Source organism: Tateyamaria sp., assembly GCF_059783535.1.
In genome coordinates, this window is record NZ_JBYNDP010000093.1 from 1 (window position 1) to 15812 (window position 15812).

At 60.4% G+C, this 15812-nt stretch carries 18 protein-coding genes; 13 read left to right on the top strand and 5 right to left on the bottom strand.

The genetic code is table 11. From position 1 onward, the window contains the following. Positions 1 to 7: 7 nt before the first annotated feature. From AC6RA8_RS15975 to AC6RA8_RS15990, 4 genes are read right to left on the bottom strand one after another with little or no spacing between them, the layout of a single operon-like run. On the bottom strand, positions 8 to 1798 hold the full coding sequence (locus tag AC6RA8_RS15975) for an ABC transporter ATP-binding protein (RefSeq protein ID WP_500353881.1): 1791 nt from the start codon (positions 1796 to 1798) through the stop codon (positions 8 to 10). Next, entirely contained in the window at positions 1795 to 2943 is a 1149-nt protein-coding gene (locus AC6RA8_RS15980; protein WP_500353883.1) for a glycosyltransferase family 4 protein, read from the bottom strand. Before AC6RA8_RS15980 ends, AC6RA8_RS15975 begins: the two co-directional genes overlap by 4 nt. After that, positions 2943 to 4184: a glycosyltransferase gene (locus AC6RA8_RS15985; RefSeq protein ID WP_500353884.1), complete on the bottom strand. Its 1242-nt coding sequence runs from the start codon at positions 4182 to 4184 to the stop codon at positions 2943 to 2945. Before AC6RA8_RS15985 ends, AC6RA8_RS15980 begins: the two co-directional genes overlap by 1 nt. 30 nt (positions 4185 to 4214) lie before the next feature. Next, positions 4215 to 5471 (bottom strand): glycosyltransferase family protein, encoded by a 1257-nt coding sequence (locus AC6RA8_RS15990; protein ID WP_500353886.1) that lies wholly within the window; start codon positions 5469 to 5471, stop codon positions 4215 to 4217. 216 nt (positions 5472 to 5687) lie between these two features. Between AC6RA8_RS15990 and AC6RA8_RS15995 the strand changes: the two genes are divergently transcribed. Next, positions 5688 to 7376, top strand: a complete 1689-nt coding sequence (locus AC6RA8_RS15995; RefSeq protein ID WP_500353888.1) for a sensor histidine kinase — start codon at positions 5688 to 5690, stop codon at positions 7374 to 7376. Next, positions 7373 to 8089 carry a response regulator transcription factor gene (locus AC6RA8_RS16000; RefSeq protein ID WP_500353889.1) on the top strand — a complete coding sequence of 239 codons (717 nt, stop codon included), beginning with the start codon at positions 7373 to 7375 and terminating at the stop codon, positions 8087 to 8089. The genes AC6RA8_RS15995 and AC6RA8_RS16000 overlap by 4 nt, the downstream gene beginning before the upstream one ends. A gap of 217 nt (positions 8090 to 8306) precedes the next feature. Here the strand turns inward: AC6RA8_RS16000 and AC6RA8_RS16005 are convergent, their stop codons facing one another. After that, positions 8307 to 8918 carry a TetR-like C-terminal domain-containing protein gene (locus tag AC6RA8_RS16005; protein ID WP_500353891.1) on the bottom strand — a complete coding sequence of 204 codons (612 nt, stop codon included), beginning with the start codon at positions 8916 to 8918 and terminating at the stop codon, positions 8307 to 8309. Positions 8919 to 9133: 215 nt separating this feature from the next. Here AC6RA8_RS16005 and AC6RA8_RS16010 point away from each other — a divergent pair, with 215 nt between their 5' ends. From AC6RA8_RS16010 to bluB, 11 genes are all read left to right on the top strand, one after another. Then, positions 9134 to 9586 carry a nuclear transport factor 2 family protein gene (locus AC6RA8_RS16010; protein WP_500353893.1) on the top strand — a complete coding sequence of 151 codons (453 nt, stop codon included), beginning with the start codon at positions 9134 to 9136 and terminating at the stop codon, positions 9584 to 9586. Positions 9587 to 9983: 397 nt separating this feature from the next. Next, the gene (ffh, locus tag AC6RA8_RS16015; RefSeq protein WP_500353895.1) at positions 9984 to 11480 is read left to right on the top strand and encodes a signal recognition particle protein; all 1497 of its coding nucleotides are present in this window, start codon (positions 9984 to 9986) and stop codon (positions 11478 to 11480) included. Then, positions 11477 to 11809, top strand: coding sequence for an NIPSNAP family protein (locus AC6RA8_RS16020; RefSeq protein ID WP_500353897.1), 333 nt, complete (start codon positions 11477 to 11479; stop codon positions 11807 to 11809). Before ffh ends, AC6RA8_RS16020 begins: the two co-directional genes overlap by 4 nt. Beyond that, a complete protein-coding gene (locus AC6RA8_RS16025; protein WP_500353899.1) occupies positions 11806 to 12318 on the top strand; it encodes a GNAT family N-acetyltransferase in 513 nt (170 codons plus the stop codon). The genes AC6RA8_RS16020 and AC6RA8_RS16025 overlap by 4 nt, the downstream gene beginning before the upstream one ends. Further along, positions 12315 to 12836, top strand: a complete 522-nt coding sequence (locus AC6RA8_RS16030; RefSeq protein WP_500353900.1) for a GNAT family N-acetyltransferase — start codon at positions 12315 to 12317, stop codon at positions 12834 to 12836. Before AC6RA8_RS16025 ends, AC6RA8_RS16030 begins: the two co-directional genes overlap by 4 nt. Then, positions 12833 to 13360, top strand: a complete 528-nt coding sequence (locus AC6RA8_RS16035) for a GNAT family N-acetyltransferase (protein ID WP_500353902.1) — start codon at positions 12833 to 12835, stop codon at positions 13358 to 13360. The genes AC6RA8_RS16030 and AC6RA8_RS16035 overlap by 4 nt, the downstream gene beginning before the upstream one ends. Continuing rightward, entirely contained in the window at positions 13357 to 13920 is a 564-nt protein-coding gene (locus AC6RA8_RS16040) for a GNAT family N-acetyltransferase (protein WP_500353904.1), read from the top strand. Before AC6RA8_RS16035 ends, AC6RA8_RS16040 begins: the two co-directional genes overlap by 4 nt. Beyond that, complete coding sequence (locus tag AC6RA8_RS16045; protein ID WP_500353905.1) at positions 13920 to 14522, top strand: GNAT family N-acetyltransferase; 603 nt, start codon at positions 13920 to 13922, stop codon at positions 14520 to 14522. The genes AC6RA8_RS16040 and AC6RA8_RS16045 overlap by 1 nt, the downstream gene beginning before the upstream one ends. Positions 14523 to 14630: 108 nt before the next feature. Continuing rightward, positions 14631 to 14927: a chorismate mutase gene (locus tag AC6RA8_RS16050; RefSeq protein ID WP_500353907.1), complete on the top strand. Its 297-nt coding sequence runs from the start codon at positions 14631 to 14633 to the stop codon at positions 14925 to 14927. Positions 14928 to 14968: 41 nt separating this feature from the next. Continuing rightward, the gene (gene rpsP, locus AC6RA8_RS16055; RefSeq protein ID WP_500353909.1) at positions 14969 to 15373 is read left to right on the top strand and encodes a 30S ribosomal protein S16; all 405 of its coding nucleotides are present in this window, start codon (positions 14969 to 14971) and stop codon (positions 15371 to 15373) included. A 60-nt stretch (positions 15374 to 15433) separates the two neighbouring features. Then, the coding region (gene bluB / locus AC6RA8_RS16060; RefSeq protein WP_500353911.1) for a 5,6-dimethylbenzimidazole synthase at positions 15434 to 15812 on the top strand (379 nt) is incomplete at its 3' end.

Below are 15812 nucleotides of genomic sequence, written 5' to 3' on the forward strand. Positions count from 1 at the left end.
CTCCGGACTAGCAAGCCTCGGCAGCGGCCAGCCAACCGCCCGCCGCGCGCAACGCAGATGCGTCCCCGGTTTCGGCCACTCCGCCTCCAGAGATTGTCGCGATGCGGTCAAACCGCGATGCGAGTATGAGGTCATGGGTGATCAACAGCGTTGTGCGCTCTTCAGATACCGCATCAATGGCTGCGATCACCGACGCTGCGCTTTCACGATCCAACCCTGTGGTCGGTTCATCAAGGATCAGAACCGGGGTGCGGCGCAAGAAGGCCCGCGCGAGTGAAAGGCGCTGCCGCTGCCCACCCGAAAGCGTCGCCCCGCGCTCGGCCAGCATCGTGTCGTAACCATCGGGCAACGACATGATGAAATCATGCAGAACAGCGCGGCGCGTGGCATCTTCAAGCTCTTGGTCACTTGGGTCGCGATCAAGGCCAAGAGAAAGATTCTCCCGGACTGTGCCGGACATGATCAAGGGCTCCTGCGGCACAAACGCGACCCTGGATCGCAATGATTGCAGGGTGAGATCACGAATGTCTGTACTGTCGAGCGTGATACGCCCGTCCTGCACGTCGTGAAGACGCAAAGCCAGCGCGGCAAGCGTTGACTTGCCCGCCCCTGACGGACCGATCACCGCGACGCGCTCCCCTTCGTTGACGGTCAGATCAAGCCCGTTGAAAATCTTTGCGCCACCTTGGTGAGCAAAATGCACCTTTTCGAAACTTAGCTTGCCGCCTCCATTAGACGGAGCGGTGCGCGCGCCGGGCCTGTCGCGCACGGCGTCTTCGCGATCCAGCAGGTCGACAACCCGCTCGGCCGCGGCCAAGGCCTTTGCCAGCCGGGCGGCGTATTTCGCGTAGCCGCGGACGGGTCGAAAAGTGTGCTTGAGGTAACTGACAAAGATCAACAGATCCCCCGGTGTGATCCGCGCATCAAGCACCTGCAAAGTCCCGTAATACAGCACGCCGACAAGGCCCAACCCAGCCAGCACATCGACCGACCGCTCCAACCTTGCAGTCAGACGCGCCCCTTTGACGCCCTCGCGCATTTCCTTGTCGTTCGCCCCCGAAAACGCTTTGTTCATGTGCTCTTCCAGCCCAAGCGTCTGCACGGATGCGATTCCTGCCAACGCCTCGGACGAGGTGGCAGCCAAGGCACCTTGCCGCTTGCGTTGCGTACGGCTGACTTTGCGAATGCGGACCGTCAGCACTCGCGACAGGACCCACAGCAAGGGTAGCGGGGCCAGTGCAACAAGGGCCAGACGCCAGTCGAGCCAGAGCATGACGCCAACCATACCGCCAAAGATCAGAACATTTGCCAGAAGCGGCATGGCTGCTGTGACCAGGGCATCCTTCAGCATGCCCACATCACTCACCAACCGGATGGTCAGATCGCCAGTGCGCGACTTGGCGTGAAATCCGATGGACAACGACTGAAGATGCTGGAAAAGGTCCGCACGCAGGCGCGTCAGCATTCGATTGCCCACCACCGCGAAGACAATCGTCGCGAGATAATGAAAACCCGCTCGCAGAAGAACAGCAAGCAACAGCCCTCCGGCACACAGCGCAAGCAGCAGCATCGGATCGATCAATGCGGCCGCTGGTGCGCCAGCATCTGGCACGGGGACAACGGCATCAATCACAAATTTGAGCGGCCAGGGTTCGGCCAACCGCATCAAGGTCGACAGGACAAGCGCACAGACCGCACCGCACAGAGCCAACACATGACCGCGCATATAGGGGCGAAACCGCCGCAATACGGCACCAAGCCCGAGGCCCGCTTCCGAAGTTTCAGGTGCTTCGCTCATGCGGCCCGCGCATTGCCATCCAGCGCACGTGTCAGGACATGATCCGCGGTGGCATCCCATGTGTGGTGCGCCAGAACATGGGCACGCGCAGCCTTGCCCATGGATTGCGCCCAAGGCAAATCGGCCGCCAACTGGGCCAGAGCTTGGGTCAACCCATAGGCATCCCCTGGTGGCGTTATCAGACCGGTTTCATTGTCGGCCACAAGTAGCGCCAGATCGCCCGTGTGAGTGGTGACAACCGGCAACGCGGCAGCCATGTATTCGTAGATTTTGAGAGGCGAGAAATAGAAATCCTCCATCGCGTGATAGGGTGCGGTCCCGACGTCCATCTTCGCCAGCGCCGAGGGCACATCTGCGGCCGGCAACAGCCTCGTGATCTCTGTTGCACCTGACAGACCATACTCCCTGACTTGCACCTCGATCTGCGCCCGCTCCGGACCGTCCCCAACAATCAGCAACCTTGCATCCGGCACGACGTGCCGAAGCTGAGCGAAGGCAGCAACCAGAGTGCTCAAGCCATGCCACGGCTTCATCGACCCCAGGAAACCCACCGTAAATGGTCGTTCTGGCCGGGGCCTTGGCGCAGGAAAGCGTGTAGGATTCACGGCGTTCGGCACGACGATCACACCCGTGCCACCCAAATCCCGCACATATTGCGCGACAGGTTCCGTGACCGCACATGACAACCGGGCCGCTTGTATGGACCGCCGGGCCACAGCTTCCGCTTGATCTGGCAGGGCCAATTGCCGATGCGTCGCTTGTTCGGCGATGAGAGGGGCATTGACCTCCAACACCCCGGGCCGGTCATTTCGCGCGGCCCACTCCATGGCTGCGCAAGACATCAGCGCATGCCGTTCGTACACAAGGTCAGGCTGCAACCTGTCTAGCGCGTCGGCCAACGTGTCGTTTGTGGCCAAAAGCGCACGCGCCCGGCTCTCGGCGTCCCCTTTTGGCGCCAGCGGCAGAGGATGCAGCTCAATGTCAGCCAGATCAGACGGCGGCGCGCCTTCGGCCCGTGGCGTCAAAAGCGTGATACTGGCGCCCCTCTTCATAAACGCACGCAGCATTTCTTGAACGTGGATCGACGCGCCCTTGGCGCCCCAGACCGGGATACCGGGATCGGTGCAGACATAGGCAATGTGCATCACGCCACCTTCTTACGGTTCCGCCGTTCGATCGACTTGGCAAAGATCGCGCGCAAGGCACCGGCGCTGTTGGCAATGTCGAAATCGCTCTCAATCAACCTGCGGGCACGCTGCGACAAGGTTTGGCGCAGGCCTACATCATCAAGCATGCGCGCCAAAGCAGCGGCAAGCGCTTCGGGATCGCCCTCGGCCACCATAAGCCCGGTTTCACCATCGCGCACAAGTTCCGGAATGCCGACGACATCGGTAGAGATAACCGGCAACCCCACCGCCATCGCCTCAAGTAGAACGGTAGGCAATCCATCACGATTGCCATCAGAGCCAACCACGCAAGGGCATGCCAGAACTGCAGCATTGCGCATCAAGTTGATCACCCCGGCCTGGGGACGCGGGCCCTCAAGCTGCACGCAGTCCGCCAAATTGGATTCTGCGATCTGGGCACGCAGGTGTTCTTCTTCATCACCAGCACCCACGATGCGGCAGGTCACGTCACGGCCCTCACTGCGCATGATGCGCAGCGCCTCGACCAGAACATGGAACCCCTTCTTCTCAACCAGTCGTCCAACGGCGAGGATTTCCTGCGTCTGCGGTACGGGCGCTGTCCAGGAGAAGCGACCAAGATCCAGGCCGTTATATACCCGCACCGCGCGGGGCGCGCCAAAGGTGTCCCTCAGATATCTGAGGTTATAATCGGACACCGTAACCGCCATGTCCGCATCCCTGAACTTGAGGTCGAGATGCTGAGGGGCACTGTATTCGTGGTATATGTCCTTTGCATGGGCAGTGAACGAATACCCGATCCCGGCCATCGCAGCAGCCAGCCGCGCAACCGAAGTTGCGACAGTTCCGAAGTGCGCATGCAGATGCGTGACACCGCGCCGCTGGACCTCAACCGCCAAATCAAGCGCTTGCGCAACATCCTGACCCGATACAATCCCGTCGATCTCGGACAATACATTCAACGCGGCGGGCCGCTCCTCGCAGGCCGCAGCCAGACGCTGCCAGAACGGTTCCGGTCCCGAAAACTTGTCGCGCAAGCGGGTCACTGGCGCGCGCACCCGACCCAGCTGATCCTGAAAATGGGTTTCCTCGACAGGACGTAGAGCGAAGATTTCGATCTCTTGCCCGACAGCTTCATGCGCAAGAATTTCATTCACGATGAAGGTTTCAGAATACCGCGGATAGCGTTTCAGCACATATCCGACGCGTGACGTGGGCGGATAGTTCGATGTCGATGACATGGCATTGATCCTTTCTCCGAGGTTGTGGCTTCAGGCAGCCGAGACAAACCGCTCTGGTCCGGGTTTGTGGTTGCGCTGGATGGCTGCATCCGTTGGTTCATCGGTCAATATCGCTTGGGCCATTTCCTGGATCCTGATCAGTCCGTTCATGTCTGGGTTTGCTCCGCGCTGTGGCGCAGGATGAACGAGCCACTCGCCAAGGGATGTCGGAGACAGGTCCTCGGGCAGGAGCATCGAAACCAGACCACGCGCTGCCAGCCGTGCGGTGCGCATCACCTGCTCTCGCCGTGGCGTGCAGCGCGGGACGATCAGGGATGGCGCATCGAGTGTCAGAAACTCCATCGTGGTGTTGTAACCACCCATGCCGACCAGGCGGGCCGCTCCCGCCATCGCGGCGATGGGCTCACGCACAAATGGCAGGACCGTCATGTCATCACGCGCCGCCGCATGTTGCAGAACGCCATTGCGAAGTGTCTCTGGCATTTGTGTCCCGGTCACGAGGACACCACGATGCCCGGGCGGCATCGGCGCTCGGACAAACGCTTCGCACAATTCGGCACCATCGCGTCCACCACCCACTGCGCAGAAAACGTAAGGACGCGGGTCGCTACCGGCGATCGTGTCTCGATCAATTGCCGCCTGCTTGGTTTCGCGGCGCCCAGAAGGATCGAGAAGGCCAAGATAGCGCGCGCGCCCAGCGAACCTTTCGCCCATGCCACAATCGTTCAGGATATCGTAGAGCTGCGGGTCGCCATAGATCCAGACCTGGTCATAGAACTTGCGCACAGTCTCAAAATTGCGCTGCCGCAACCACTGACGACGCACCACACGACTATCGTCAATTACGTCGCGCAAGCCCAAGACGATGCGGCAGCGCCCCTCGCGCGACAAGGCTGCCAGGGTGCTGTCCAACTCGAATTGCGCACCGCGCGGAACGTTGTCGACAATCATCAGATCCGGATCAAAACCCGCAGCAACGCTCTTGATGATACGGCTGCGCATCCGGGCAAGCCGCCCAACATCGTCGCCCAGCTCTCGCGGCCGGTAGCTGCCATCGCTCTGCTTGGCGTAGGCGGGAAGCGTCACGCAATCGGTGTGCGGCGGAAGGGCAAAAGCACCCGCTTCTCGCATCCCACCGATCAACAGAATCTCGGGTTCCAATTCAAGGTCCGACAGTGCGCTTGCAATCAACAAGTTGCGGCGAAGATGCCCGTAGCCCAGCGTATCATGCGAATACAGCATGATACGCGGTGCGCGTTTCGACGAAGATGTGATTGTTCGCGGCATTCCGAAATCCTTCCAAAAAACCATAGGGTTACACCCCACCTGCAGCCAAAGACCTGGTCGCGCAAATGTCCTTCTAAGCGCGATATTCGCTGCATCTCGCGTCACAAAACCTTTACAGAGATAGCTAGGCGCCCCCAGCCGCCTCGTAAAATTAGAATTCACTAAGAGACCGCGGAAGGCGGTGGTTTTGGCGGCTTTTGGCCGTATTTTAGGGGTATGTTGACCCAAACCAGCCCCTCAGACGCAGCCTCCGGTGAATTTCTGACCGACCGCGAACGCACATTGAACATGAGGTTCGGGACAAAGATCGTCCTGAGCCTCGCATTGGTCGTTCTGTTGACGGGAATCGTTGCGCTCAGCCTTCTCGCCTTTTTGCGCATCAACGACGCGGCCTTGCGAGAGATGCGCGCATCGTACGATCAGACTCTGGCCGTCAAGACCATGGAGAGTGCGGCAAACGACTACTCAGAACAGATTGCCGAACTCCTGATCCTTGGTCCGGAAGTGTTGGAGGTAGAAGCCGCGCGCGACGTCCTGCTTGGTGCGATCCAGACTATGGAAGACTCCATCCATGCCGAGATCGATGTACTTCTGCGCATTCGAGACTTTGAAGAAATCGTCGATGAGCGAGAAGAGCTGCGGGTCATGGCCAAATTGCGTGGAATCGTCGAAGAAATCGAAGAGATGCGTATTCAGATCGGTGTCGCTCTGGTCAATCGGGACGAGGAAACCGCCCGACGGATCTATCGTGACGATTTCGAGAGCCGTCTGGATGATGCGCTCGATCACTTGCTGACGGCAAGCGTCACGCGGGAAATCCAAGAGGTCAGCGGCGCAATCGCGTCCATGGACGTCTTGATCGAACGCATGCGCGCCGCTGCCTATGGCCTCGTTACCGTCATGGCTCTCCTCGTCGTTGTGCTTGGTGTCTTCTTCTTTCGAAGCGTTCTGCGCCCGGTCGATGCCCTGTCAAAAGGCACAGATGCGGTGGCAAATGGCGACCTCAGCTACCGCGTCGAAATCACGCAAAGGGACGAGCTTGGTCGCTTGGCCGATCAATTCAACGCCATGACAGACAAGATCGCACAGCAGCGGAATGCCCTGCTGTCCGCAAAGTCCGGTCTGGAGGCAGAAGTTGCGACCCGCACGATAGAACTTGAAGAAGCCGCAGCGCGGCAAAAGGACCTGGCAGAAGGGCGCGCGCGCGTCCTGGCAGATCTGAGCCACGAACTGCGTACCCCCCTGACCGTTGTGCGCGGCAAGGCCGAGATAGCGCTCAGCGACCCGGACGCGACGGCCAAAGACATGCGTGCGGCACTGGAACGCGTCCGGGTCAAGGCCGAACAGATGAGCCGTCTGGTCGAAGACATGTTGTTCGTAGCTCGCAGCGAAGCGGGGGCCATCCCCATCGAAAAGCAGCGTATCAACATGCAGGACGTTCTGGCCGACACTCTGCTCGACAGCCAGGAACTGTCCCGCCGCAAGGATATCGCCATCCGCCCGCATCAACCCACCGAGCCGGTGGTTGTTCAGGGCGATGCCGAGAGGTTGCGGCAGGCCATTCTTATTCCGTTGGACAACGCCGTTCGCATCGCACCTCCAGGAAGTGTGGTGCACGTGGATTTGACCTGCGAAGAAGACCAGGCCGTGGTGAGGGTATCCGATCACGGACCTGGATTTTTTGTCGAAGAAACCGAACACGCATTCAGCCGTTTCTGGCGCGGACCGGTGCGCAGTGGCAAGTCAGCACGCGGCAGCGGGCTGGGTCTGGCCATTGCACGTTGGATCATGGAGCAGCATGGCGGTACAATCAGCATCGAAAACCACAGCCAGGGTGGCGCGACGGTGCGATTGGACATGCCGTTTGATACGGAAGGTATGAATTCAGCAGGGACAACATCGTGAGCAACGCACGCATTCTGGTCGTTGAGGACGATCCGGAGATCAGCGAGATGATTGCCGACACCTTGCGTCGGCGCGGGCATATCGTCGATGTAACGCACTCTGGTGCGGAATTTGTACAACTTCTAGCGAACGGCGATTATTCCCTTGTCATACTCGACCGGCTGTTGCCCGACGCAGAGGGGGCAGAACTTTGCCGTTCATTGCGTCAGGCGGGTGATGACGTCCTTGTATTCATGATCACTGCGCAGGACGCGCTAGAGGACAAGCTCGAAGGCCTCGAAGCGGGTGCCGATGACTATCTGACCAAACCCTTTGCCTTCGCGGAAATGGCCATGCGTGTCGAAACCCTGTTACGGCGGGCGGACCGCAACGCCGGTGCTCCGGAAGAAGAACTTCGCATTGGCCCGTTGCGTCTTGACCGTGCCCGCAAGAAAGTCACGGTTGACGACGTGCCGATTGAGCTAACCGCGACAGAGTTTTCCCTGCTGGCGCACCTGATGCAGCACACGGATCGTCCTGTCGACCGGATGGAACTTCTCAACGCTGTGTGGGGGTACGACTTTGATCCTCAAACCAATGTTGTCGAGGTCTACATTCTGTATCTGCGCCGCAAGCTGCAGAGCGCCACAAAGGATGTGGTTCTGCGGAATGTCCGCGGCTTCGGCTATGTCTTGGAAATTGAGAGCGACGCATTGGAGCAAACTTCGCAATAGCTGGCCCGCCATCAGTCCAATGGCACAGAACGGATAACCCGCACAGAATGTCGCGGTCTCGGGGGCATCCACCAATCTCGCTGCACCTCGGCCACTGTAGGCAATCAGTACATTCAGAGTCAGCACCCAACCTCCGCAAGGACAGTCGCGCTCTCTCGGAACCAACCACTGTGACCGATGCCACAAATGGTACAATGAGCAGATCACTCATTTCGTGCTAAACAGCCGCCTTCAAAGCCACCACAAGGACGTCAGCTTGTCGGCGCAACTCAGCCAAGGACACCCGCCTCTGGGTCACGATCATACGCCAGTAAAGGGGCGAGGGAAGCAGGTCCAGGGCGAGCTCGCGGTCGAGATCGGCAGGCAGTTCATCTCGGGCGATCGCCCGATCAAGCAAGTCTCCGGCCCTACCACGGCGCGCCATCGCAATTGTGTCGAGCAACGGCGCCAATTCGTCCGACCGCGCCCGCTCGGCCAACAGGTCCGGTAGTATGCGCCGCATCTTCGGATGGCGAAAGACGGCCCTGAGAGCGCGCAGGAAGGCGACAATATCTGCTTCAAGGCTGCCCTCATCAGAAATGGGCGTCACCGCCAAAGCGACGTATTCAATCGCCTCATAAGCAAATTCGCGCTTCGAGGACCACCGCCGATAGATTGCAGCTTTGCCCGCCCCTGCTTTCTTGGCGACACGTTCCAAGCTCAGTGCAGCGTAACCGCGCTCGGCCCATTCATCAAAGAAGGCGCGATAGAGAGCTTGGGTAAGTTCAGGCCTTTGCAGCGCTGCGCCGGATGGTCTTCGCGCTTTATGGTCAGTGCGTCGGTGTTCCATCCGTATCCTGCTTGTATTGCGACGACACGTTAACGTTCCATCCATACGAGAGATACTGAAAAGGCTGGCACAACCACATTCAAGTGTGTGGCCGAAGTGGTGGCTCTCCAATGCATCAAGGCCTAACCACAGTTGATTTTTACGTCGAAACGGTTGCGTTCCGACGTAAACTTCCCATCTTCCGCTTCAGAGCACCATGAAAAAGGAGCATTCCAATGCCGAACGCCGATCCATTGCCTGCATTGACCACATTGCTGCAAGACAGCCTGGGTGACCTTCTCGACCCCGCTGACAGCTTCCCCGAAATGTGCGCCAATGACGTTGTCTTTGAGGCGCCATATGCACCCGCCGGGTCCAATTTCCTGCATGGCCGCGCTGCCATCGCCGATTACCTGCCCGTGGTGCGCGAACACTACGACATTCAGGAGTTAGCAGAGACCGCACTTTATCGCACCACTGACCCCGAGGTCGTGATCCTGGAATTCGAAGCGCGGAACAGTACGGGACGGAAAACGGGCCTGCCCTATGATCAGAGATACATCAACGTGATCCGGGTCCGGAACGGGAAGATTGTCGAATACCGTGACTACTGGAACCCGGTCGTGGCCCTGTCGGCCGTTGGTGGTGCAGACGGTATGCCTGACGTTGTGAAGGGCAGCGCGGCCTGATCTGTAGATGCAACTCGAAAGGTGGCGGTGTCGTCCTCGGGGCCTGCGGTCACAAATTCTCGTGCTCGCAGGCTCCTAAAGGGCAAACACGCGCTGAAATCAGGAATGTGCCAGAAACAACCGATCGCACAAACACAGCGAGTTAGCGCTGCGTCTGCTGGTGACCAGACGTTCCACCTGCGTCGCGCTACAAGCCTTGACTCACGTTCAACTGTGACATAGGCCCGCCATCAACCCGGAAGCATCAAACTTCCGGTCCCTTGGGATGTCCCGGGATCGCCCTCCGTCAGCGCGTTGCGCCCACGGGGGTGCTTTTCGTTTGGATCATTTCCTTGGGGTCTGCACCGCCTGCACTTACCTGTCAGGCAAACGTCAACGGTCGAAAGGATGAAGGCCCATGTTTGAAAATCTCTCCGAACGCCTCTCCGGTGTCTTCGACCGGCTGACCAAACAGGGCGCGCTGAGCGAAGAAGACGTTAAAACCGCCCTGCGCGAGGTTCGTGTGGCCCTGTTGGAGGCAGACGTATCGCTGCCCGTGGCACGCGACTTCGTCAAAGCGGTGCAGGAACAGGCGACCGGTCAAGCCGTTACCAAATCCGTCACTCCCGGCCAACAGGTCGTCAAGATCGTGCACGACGCGCTGGTCGACACGCTCAAAGGCGAAGGCGAGCCCGGCGCTCTGAAAATCGACAGCCCCCCTGCCCCGATCCTGATGGTCGGCCTGCAAGGTGGCGGTAAGACCACGACGACTGCCAAGCTGGCAAAACGCCTGACCGAACGCGATGGCAAGCGCGTGCTGATGGCCTCGCTCGACGTGAACCGCCCCGCGGCCATGGAACAGCTCGCCATTCTTGGCGCGCAGATTGGCGTCGACACGTTGCCAATTGTAAAGGGCGAAGACCCCGTTGCCATCGCCAAACGAGCGAAGACCCAAGCCAGCATGGGCGGCTACGACGTCTACATGCTCGACACCGCCGGTCGCCTCTCCATCGACGAAGAGTTGATGACACAGGTCGAACAAGTCCGCGACGTGGCGACCCCGCGCGAAACAATCCTCGTGGTGGACGGTCTGACCGGTCAGGACGCGGTGAACACGGCACAAAACTTTGACGACCGCATCGGCATCTCGGGCGTGGTTCTGACCCGGATGGACGGCGACGGCCGCGGCGGTGCCGCCCTGTCGATGCGCGCTGTCACCGGCAAGCCCATCAAGTTCGTGGGCCTGGGCGAAAAGATGGACGCGCTCGAAACCTTCGAGCCGGAACGCATCGCGGGCCGCATCCTCGGCATGGGCGACATCGTCAGCCTTGTCGAAAAGGCGCAGGAAACCATCGAGGCCGAACAGGCCGAGAAGATGATGAAGCGCATGGCCAAGGGTCAGTTCAACATGAACGACCTAAAGATGCAGCTTGAACAGATGATCAAGATGGGCGGCATGGAAGGCATGATGGGCATGATGCCCGGCATGGGTAAAATGGCCAAACAGGTGCAGGACGCGGGCTTCGACGACAAGATCCTCAAGCAGCAGATCGCCATGATCCAGTCCATGACCAAGAAAGAGCGCGCCGCGCCGCAAATCCTGCAGGCCAGCCGCAAGAAGCGCATCGCCGCAGGCTCGGGCATGCAGGTTTCTGACCTCAACAAGCTGCTCAAGATGCACCGCCAGATGTCGGACATGATGAAAAAGCTCGGCAAGGGCAAAGGCGGCATGATGAAGAAAGCCATGCAGGCCATGATGGGCAAAGGCGGCATGCCCGACATGGGCAACATGGATCAGGCCCAGCTTGAAGCCGCAGCCAAACAGCTTGGCGGCAAGATGCCCGGCGGTCTGCCGGGCCTTGGCGGCGGTATGCCCCTGCCCCCTGGCCTGAGCGGGTTCGGCAAGAAGAAATGATAACCGCCCTGATCACATATGTGATCGACCCCCAAAAGGTCGATGCGTTCGAGGTCTACGCGAAAGCATGGATTCACCTCGTGAACCGCATGGGCGGCACGCATCACGGCTATTTCCTGCCCTCCGAAGGGGCCAATAACAAAGCGTGGGCGATGTTCTCGTTCCCATCACTGGCTGCCTACGAAACATATCGCACCGAAATGGCGCAGGACGGTGAGTGCCAACGCGCCTACAAACACGCGCAAGACACCGGCTGCATCGTCAGCTTTGACCGCACCTTCACCCGCCCCGTCCTTGACGGCGCAACGGTCGAGGAACTGGGCCTATGATCCCGACCGTCACCACAGACCGGCTGATCCTGCGCGGCGCGCGGCGCGATGATTTCGACGCGTTCGCGGACATGCTCGCCTCGGACCGCGCCGTGTTCATGGGTGGCCCCTTTGACCGCGCAGCCGCGTGGCGGCTCTTTGTCATGAACCTTGCCAGCTGGCCGCTCGACGGCTTTGGCGTGTGGATGATCACCGACCGCACAACCGGCGCCTTCGTGGGCGATGTCGGCATCTCGCATCCCGACCGTTTCCCCGAACCGGAACTCGGCTGGACCCTGACAGGCGCGGCGGAAGGCAAAGGGTTTGCAACCGAAGCGGCCCGCGCCGCCCTTGACTGGTACTGGGCCAACACCGACGCGCAAAGCGTCGTCAGCTACATCACGCCGGGCAACACCCGCTCCGAAGCGCTCGCAACTAAACTCGGCGCAACCCATGACCCGGATGCCCCCCTGCCCGACGGCGAAACGGCAGAGGAAACGGCAGTCTTCCGTCACCGGAGGGACGCATGATCACCCTCACGGGCACCCCGACCCTCAGAACCGAACGACTAACCCTGCGTGCCCCGCAACCACAGGACGCGCCGACCTTTATCGAGTTCTACAAGACCGACCGTGCCCAGTTCGTAGGCGGGCCCAAGGATGACCGCCGTGGGTGGGATTTCTTCTGCACGGAAATCGGCCATTGGGTGATGAACGGCTTTGGCATGTTTGTTGTGACCTATCACGATGACGATACGCCCCTCGGGATCGTGGGCCACTGGTATCCGAACACATGGCCGGAAAAGGAAGTCGGCTGGGTCCTCTTCGACGCCAAGTATGAAGGCAAAGGCATCGCATTCGAAGCCGCAACCGCTTGCATCAACCATGCGTGGCACAAACTAAAATGGGACACCATCGTCAGCTACATCGCCCACGGTAACGACGCATCGGTGGCCCTAGCAGAACGTCTGGGCGCTGTGCGCGATGACAAAGCCGAAGAGCCGGGCAAAGAGGCTTACGTCTACCGCCACCCGAGACCCGCGGCATGACAGTCACCTTCTCCGCCCCCGAACTCCAGACCGAACGCTTGGTCCTGCGCGCGCCGAACCTGTCGGATTTTGACGCTTTGGCGGCCTTCTACGCATCCCCCCGCGCCAGTTTTGTCGGTGGACCGCTCAGCCGTGAACTCAGCTGGCGCTCGCTCGCGCTGGAAGCGGGACATTGGGTGCTGCGCGGCTTTGGCCGCTGGACCGTGGTCGAGAAGGAGACAAATGCACCCGTCGGTATCGTCGGTCTCTGGCATCCAGAAGGCTTCCCAGAGCAGGAACTGGGCTGGGATCTGTTCGACGGTGCGACAGGCAAAGGCTACGCGACCGAAGCCGGGCGCGCGGCGCGCGACTATGCCTATGGCACGCTTGGCTGGACAACGCTCATCAGCCTGATCGCCGTGGGCAACGACGGCTCACGCCGCGTGGCCGAACGGCTTGGTGCAAGCTACGACCGTGATTTCACGCATGAGCGTTTTGGTGACATGCAAGTGTGGCGCCACCCGGGGCCGGAGGCGTGCGCATGACCTTTCCCTGCGAAACCCCACGCACCGGCGCGGCCTCTTTGTTTGCAATCGCGCTGCAAGGCCACCTCCCAACCCTTGCGACAGATCGGCTGCTGCTGCGCGCCCCCCGCGTCACTGATTTCGACACCTATGCCCAAATCGCCTGTACCGAGCGGGGCAAGCACCTCGGCGGCCCGATGAGCCGCGAAGACGCGTGGCTCGACTTCTCCCAGATGACGTCCACCTGGCTCCTGCACGGTCACGGGCTGTGGACCATCGGCTACGGGGGCGACATCGCCGGCTTTGTCGTGCTTGGCTATGAGCCCGGCGATCAGGAACCCGAACTGGGCTTCATGCTGACGGAAAAAGTCGAGGGCATGGGCATCGGTTTTGAAGCAGCCCAAGCCGCCCTCACCCATGCTTTCGATACACTCGGCTGGTCCACACTGGTCAGCTACATCGATCCGGCTAACGCGCGCTCCATCAAACTGGCCCAACGCCTTGGCGGCTTGCCCGACGGTGAGATCACCGAAGACGGCGAAACGACGCTAATATATCGATATCTGCTGGAGGTGATGTGATGTCCCACACCGCCATCCCCACCCTCGAAACACAGCGCCTTGTCCTGCGCGGCCCGCAGCCCGAGGATTACCCGAACTTCAAAGCCACCTTCGCTTCCTACCGCTCCCGCTTCATGGGTGGTCCGCTCAATCCGTACGAGGCGTGGATGCTCTACGCCGCCGAGATCGGTCACTGGGACATCCGCGGCTTTGGCATGTGGATGATCCACGACAAGGGCAGCGATGACACCTACGGCATGGCGGGTGGCTGGCAGCCAGCAGGCTGGCCGGAACGCGAGATTGCCTGGATCATCTGGCCGGACAAGGCGGGCAAGGGTTACGCGCTCGAAGCCACCCATGCGGTGCGCGCGCACTACTACGCGAACGGATGGGACGGGGCAGTCAGCTATCTCGACCCGATGAACCTCGACAGCATCCGGCTGGCCGAGCGGCTTGGTGCGACCAAGGACAAGACGGCGCAAACCATCGACGGCTCCGACGCCGTCTACCGCCATCCCTCGCCCGCAGCGCTTGATGGTACGCAACTCGCGCATGGGATCGAAATGGAAATCGGCCACTACGCGGACCCGATGTTCAAGCCGAAAGGATGGGCACTTGATTAACGAAACCTTACACCACCTTCGCGGTGGGGGTGCACAGGGGGTGTACGGATGGTGCACCGGGGGTGACACCCTGTTTGTCGGCCATTTTAGGCCGGGAAAGGACCGCTCATGACCGATGCAATCACCCGCGCCGCCGAGGTGCTGGCCGAACACCGCGCCAGCATCGACCGACTTGATGCCATCCTCGTCTACACCTTGGGCGAGCGGTTCAAACACACGCAGGCCGTGGGGAAACTCAAGGCCACACACGACCTTCCGCCCTCCGATCCCACGCGCGAAGCCGCGCAGATCGCTCGGCTCGAAGATTTGGCAAACCGGGCCGATCTGGACCCCGAATTCGCCAAGAAGTTCCTGAACTTCATCATCGCTGAAGTCATTCAGCACCATAAGAAAGCTCAAGAATAACAGGCACATGTCTGCTACCGCCATTAAAGGAGAAACAAACAATGGCCATGAAAATCCGTCTTGCCCGTGGTGGCTCGAAAAAGCGTCCCTTCTACCGCATCGTGGCTGCTGACAGCCGCATGCCACGCGATGGCCGCTACATCGAAAAGTTGGGCACCTATAACCCGCTGCTGCCCAAAGACAGCGAAGAGCGCGTGAAAATGAACATGGAACGCGTTCAGTACTGGCTGGGTGAGGGCGCACAGCCCACCGACCGCATCAGCCGTATGCTGGAAGCCGCAGGCGTGCTCGAGAAAAAAGAGCGCAACAACCCCAACAAGGGTGAGCCCGGCGCCAAAGCCAAAGAGCGCGCAGAAGAGAAAGCCGCCAAGGCTGCCGAGGCTGCTGAAACGCCTGCAGAAGAAGCACCTGCTGAAGAAGCGGCTGCAGAAGAAACAGCTGAGTAATCAGGGGTCTGGCCCGTGGACACATTTCCAGATGAGTTTCGCGACCAGCTTCAGAACCTGATGGCGTGGCGGCGTGATGTGCGCCGCTTCCGCACCGATCCCGTGGACGAGGCAGTGCTGATGCGCTGCCTCGACACATTTCGGCTGGCCCCCTCGGTGGGCCTGTCCGAACCCTGGCGCATCATCCGCGTACAAAGCGATATGGCGCGCGCCGCAGCGCACGAAAACTACAAGGCCGCCAACGCCCAGGCCCTCGCCGGGTATGACGGCGATCAGGCCGCCAGCTACAGCCAGCTTAAGTTGTCCGGCATGGCCGACGCCCCTGAACACCTCGCGATTTTCTGCGACGACAGCACGGAACAAGGCCACGGCCTTGGCGCTGCCACCATGCCCGAAATGCGGCGTTATTCCGTGGTTGGGGCCGTCACACTCATGTGGC

What these genes read in the sequence shown, in the direction of transcription:
- AC6RA8_RS15975 (WP_500353881.1), bottom strand. Translation starts at nt 1,798, where the DNA reads ATGAGCGAAGCACCTGAAACTTCGGAAGCGGGCCTCGGGCTTGGTGCC.
- AC6RA8_RS15980 (WP_500353883.1), bottom strand. Translation starts at nt 2,943, where the DNA reads ATGCACATTGCCTATGTCTGCACCGATCCCGGTATCCCGGTCTGGGGC.
- AC6RA8_RS15985 (WP_500353884.1), bottom strand. Translation starts at nt 4,184, where the DNA reads ATGTCATCGACATCGAACTATCCGCCCACGTCACGCGTCGGATATGTG.
- AC6RA8_RS15990 (WP_500353886.1), bottom strand. Translation starts at nt 5,471, where the DNA reads ATGCCGCGAACAATCACATCTTCGTCGAAACGCGCACCGCGTATCATG.
- AC6RA8_RS15995 (WP_500353888.1), top strand. Translation starts at nt 5,688, where the DNA reads ATGTTGACCCAAACCAGCCCCTCAGACGCAGCCTCCGGTGAATTTCTG.
- AC6RA8_RS16005 (WP_500353891.1), bottom strand. Translation starts at nt 8,918, where the DNA reads ATGGAACACCGACGCACTGACCATAAAGCGCGAAGACCATCCGGCGCA.
- AC6RA8_RS16010 (WP_500353893.1), top strand. Translation starts at nt 9,134, where the DNA reads ATGCCGAACGCCGATCCATTGCCTGCATTGACCACATTGCTGCAAGAC.
- ffh (WP_500353895.1), top strand. Translation starts at nt 9,984, where the DNA reads ATGTTTGAAAATCTCTCCGAACGCCTCTCCGGTGTCTTCGACCGGCTG.
- AC6RA8_RS16020 (WP_500353897.1), top strand. Translation starts at nt 11,477, where the DNA reads ATGATAACCGCCCTGATCACATATGTGATCGACCCCCAAAAGGTCGAT.
- AC6RA8_RS16025 (WP_500353899.1), top strand. Translation starts at nt 11,806, where the DNA reads ATGATCCCGACCGTCACCACAGACCGGCTGATCCTGCGCGGCGCGCGG.
- AC6RA8_RS16030 (WP_500353900.1), top strand. Translation starts at nt 12,315, where the DNA reads ATGATCACCCTCACGGGCACCCCGACCCTCAGAACCGAACGACTAACC.
- AC6RA8_RS16035 (WP_500353902.1), top strand. Translation starts at nt 12,833, where the DNA reads ATGACAGTCACCTTCTCCGCCCCCGAACTCCAGACCGAACGCTTGGTC.
- AC6RA8_RS16040 (WP_500353904.1), top strand. Translation starts at nt 13,357, where the DNA reads ATGACCTTTCCCTGCGAAACCCCACGCACCGGCGCGGCCTCTTTGTTT.
- AC6RA8_RS16045 (WP_500353905.1), top strand. Translation starts at nt 13,920, where the DNA reads ATGTCCCACACCGCCATCCCCACCCTCGAAACACAGCGCCTTGTCCTG.
- AC6RA8_RS16050 (WP_500353907.1), top strand. Translation starts at nt 14,631, where the DNA reads ATGACCGATGCAATCACCCGCGCCGCCGAGGTGCTGGCCGAACACCGC.
- rpsP (WP_500353909.1), top strand. Translation starts at nt 14,969, where the DNA reads ATGGCCATGAAAATCCGTCTTGCCCGTGGTGGCTCGAAAAAGCGTCCC.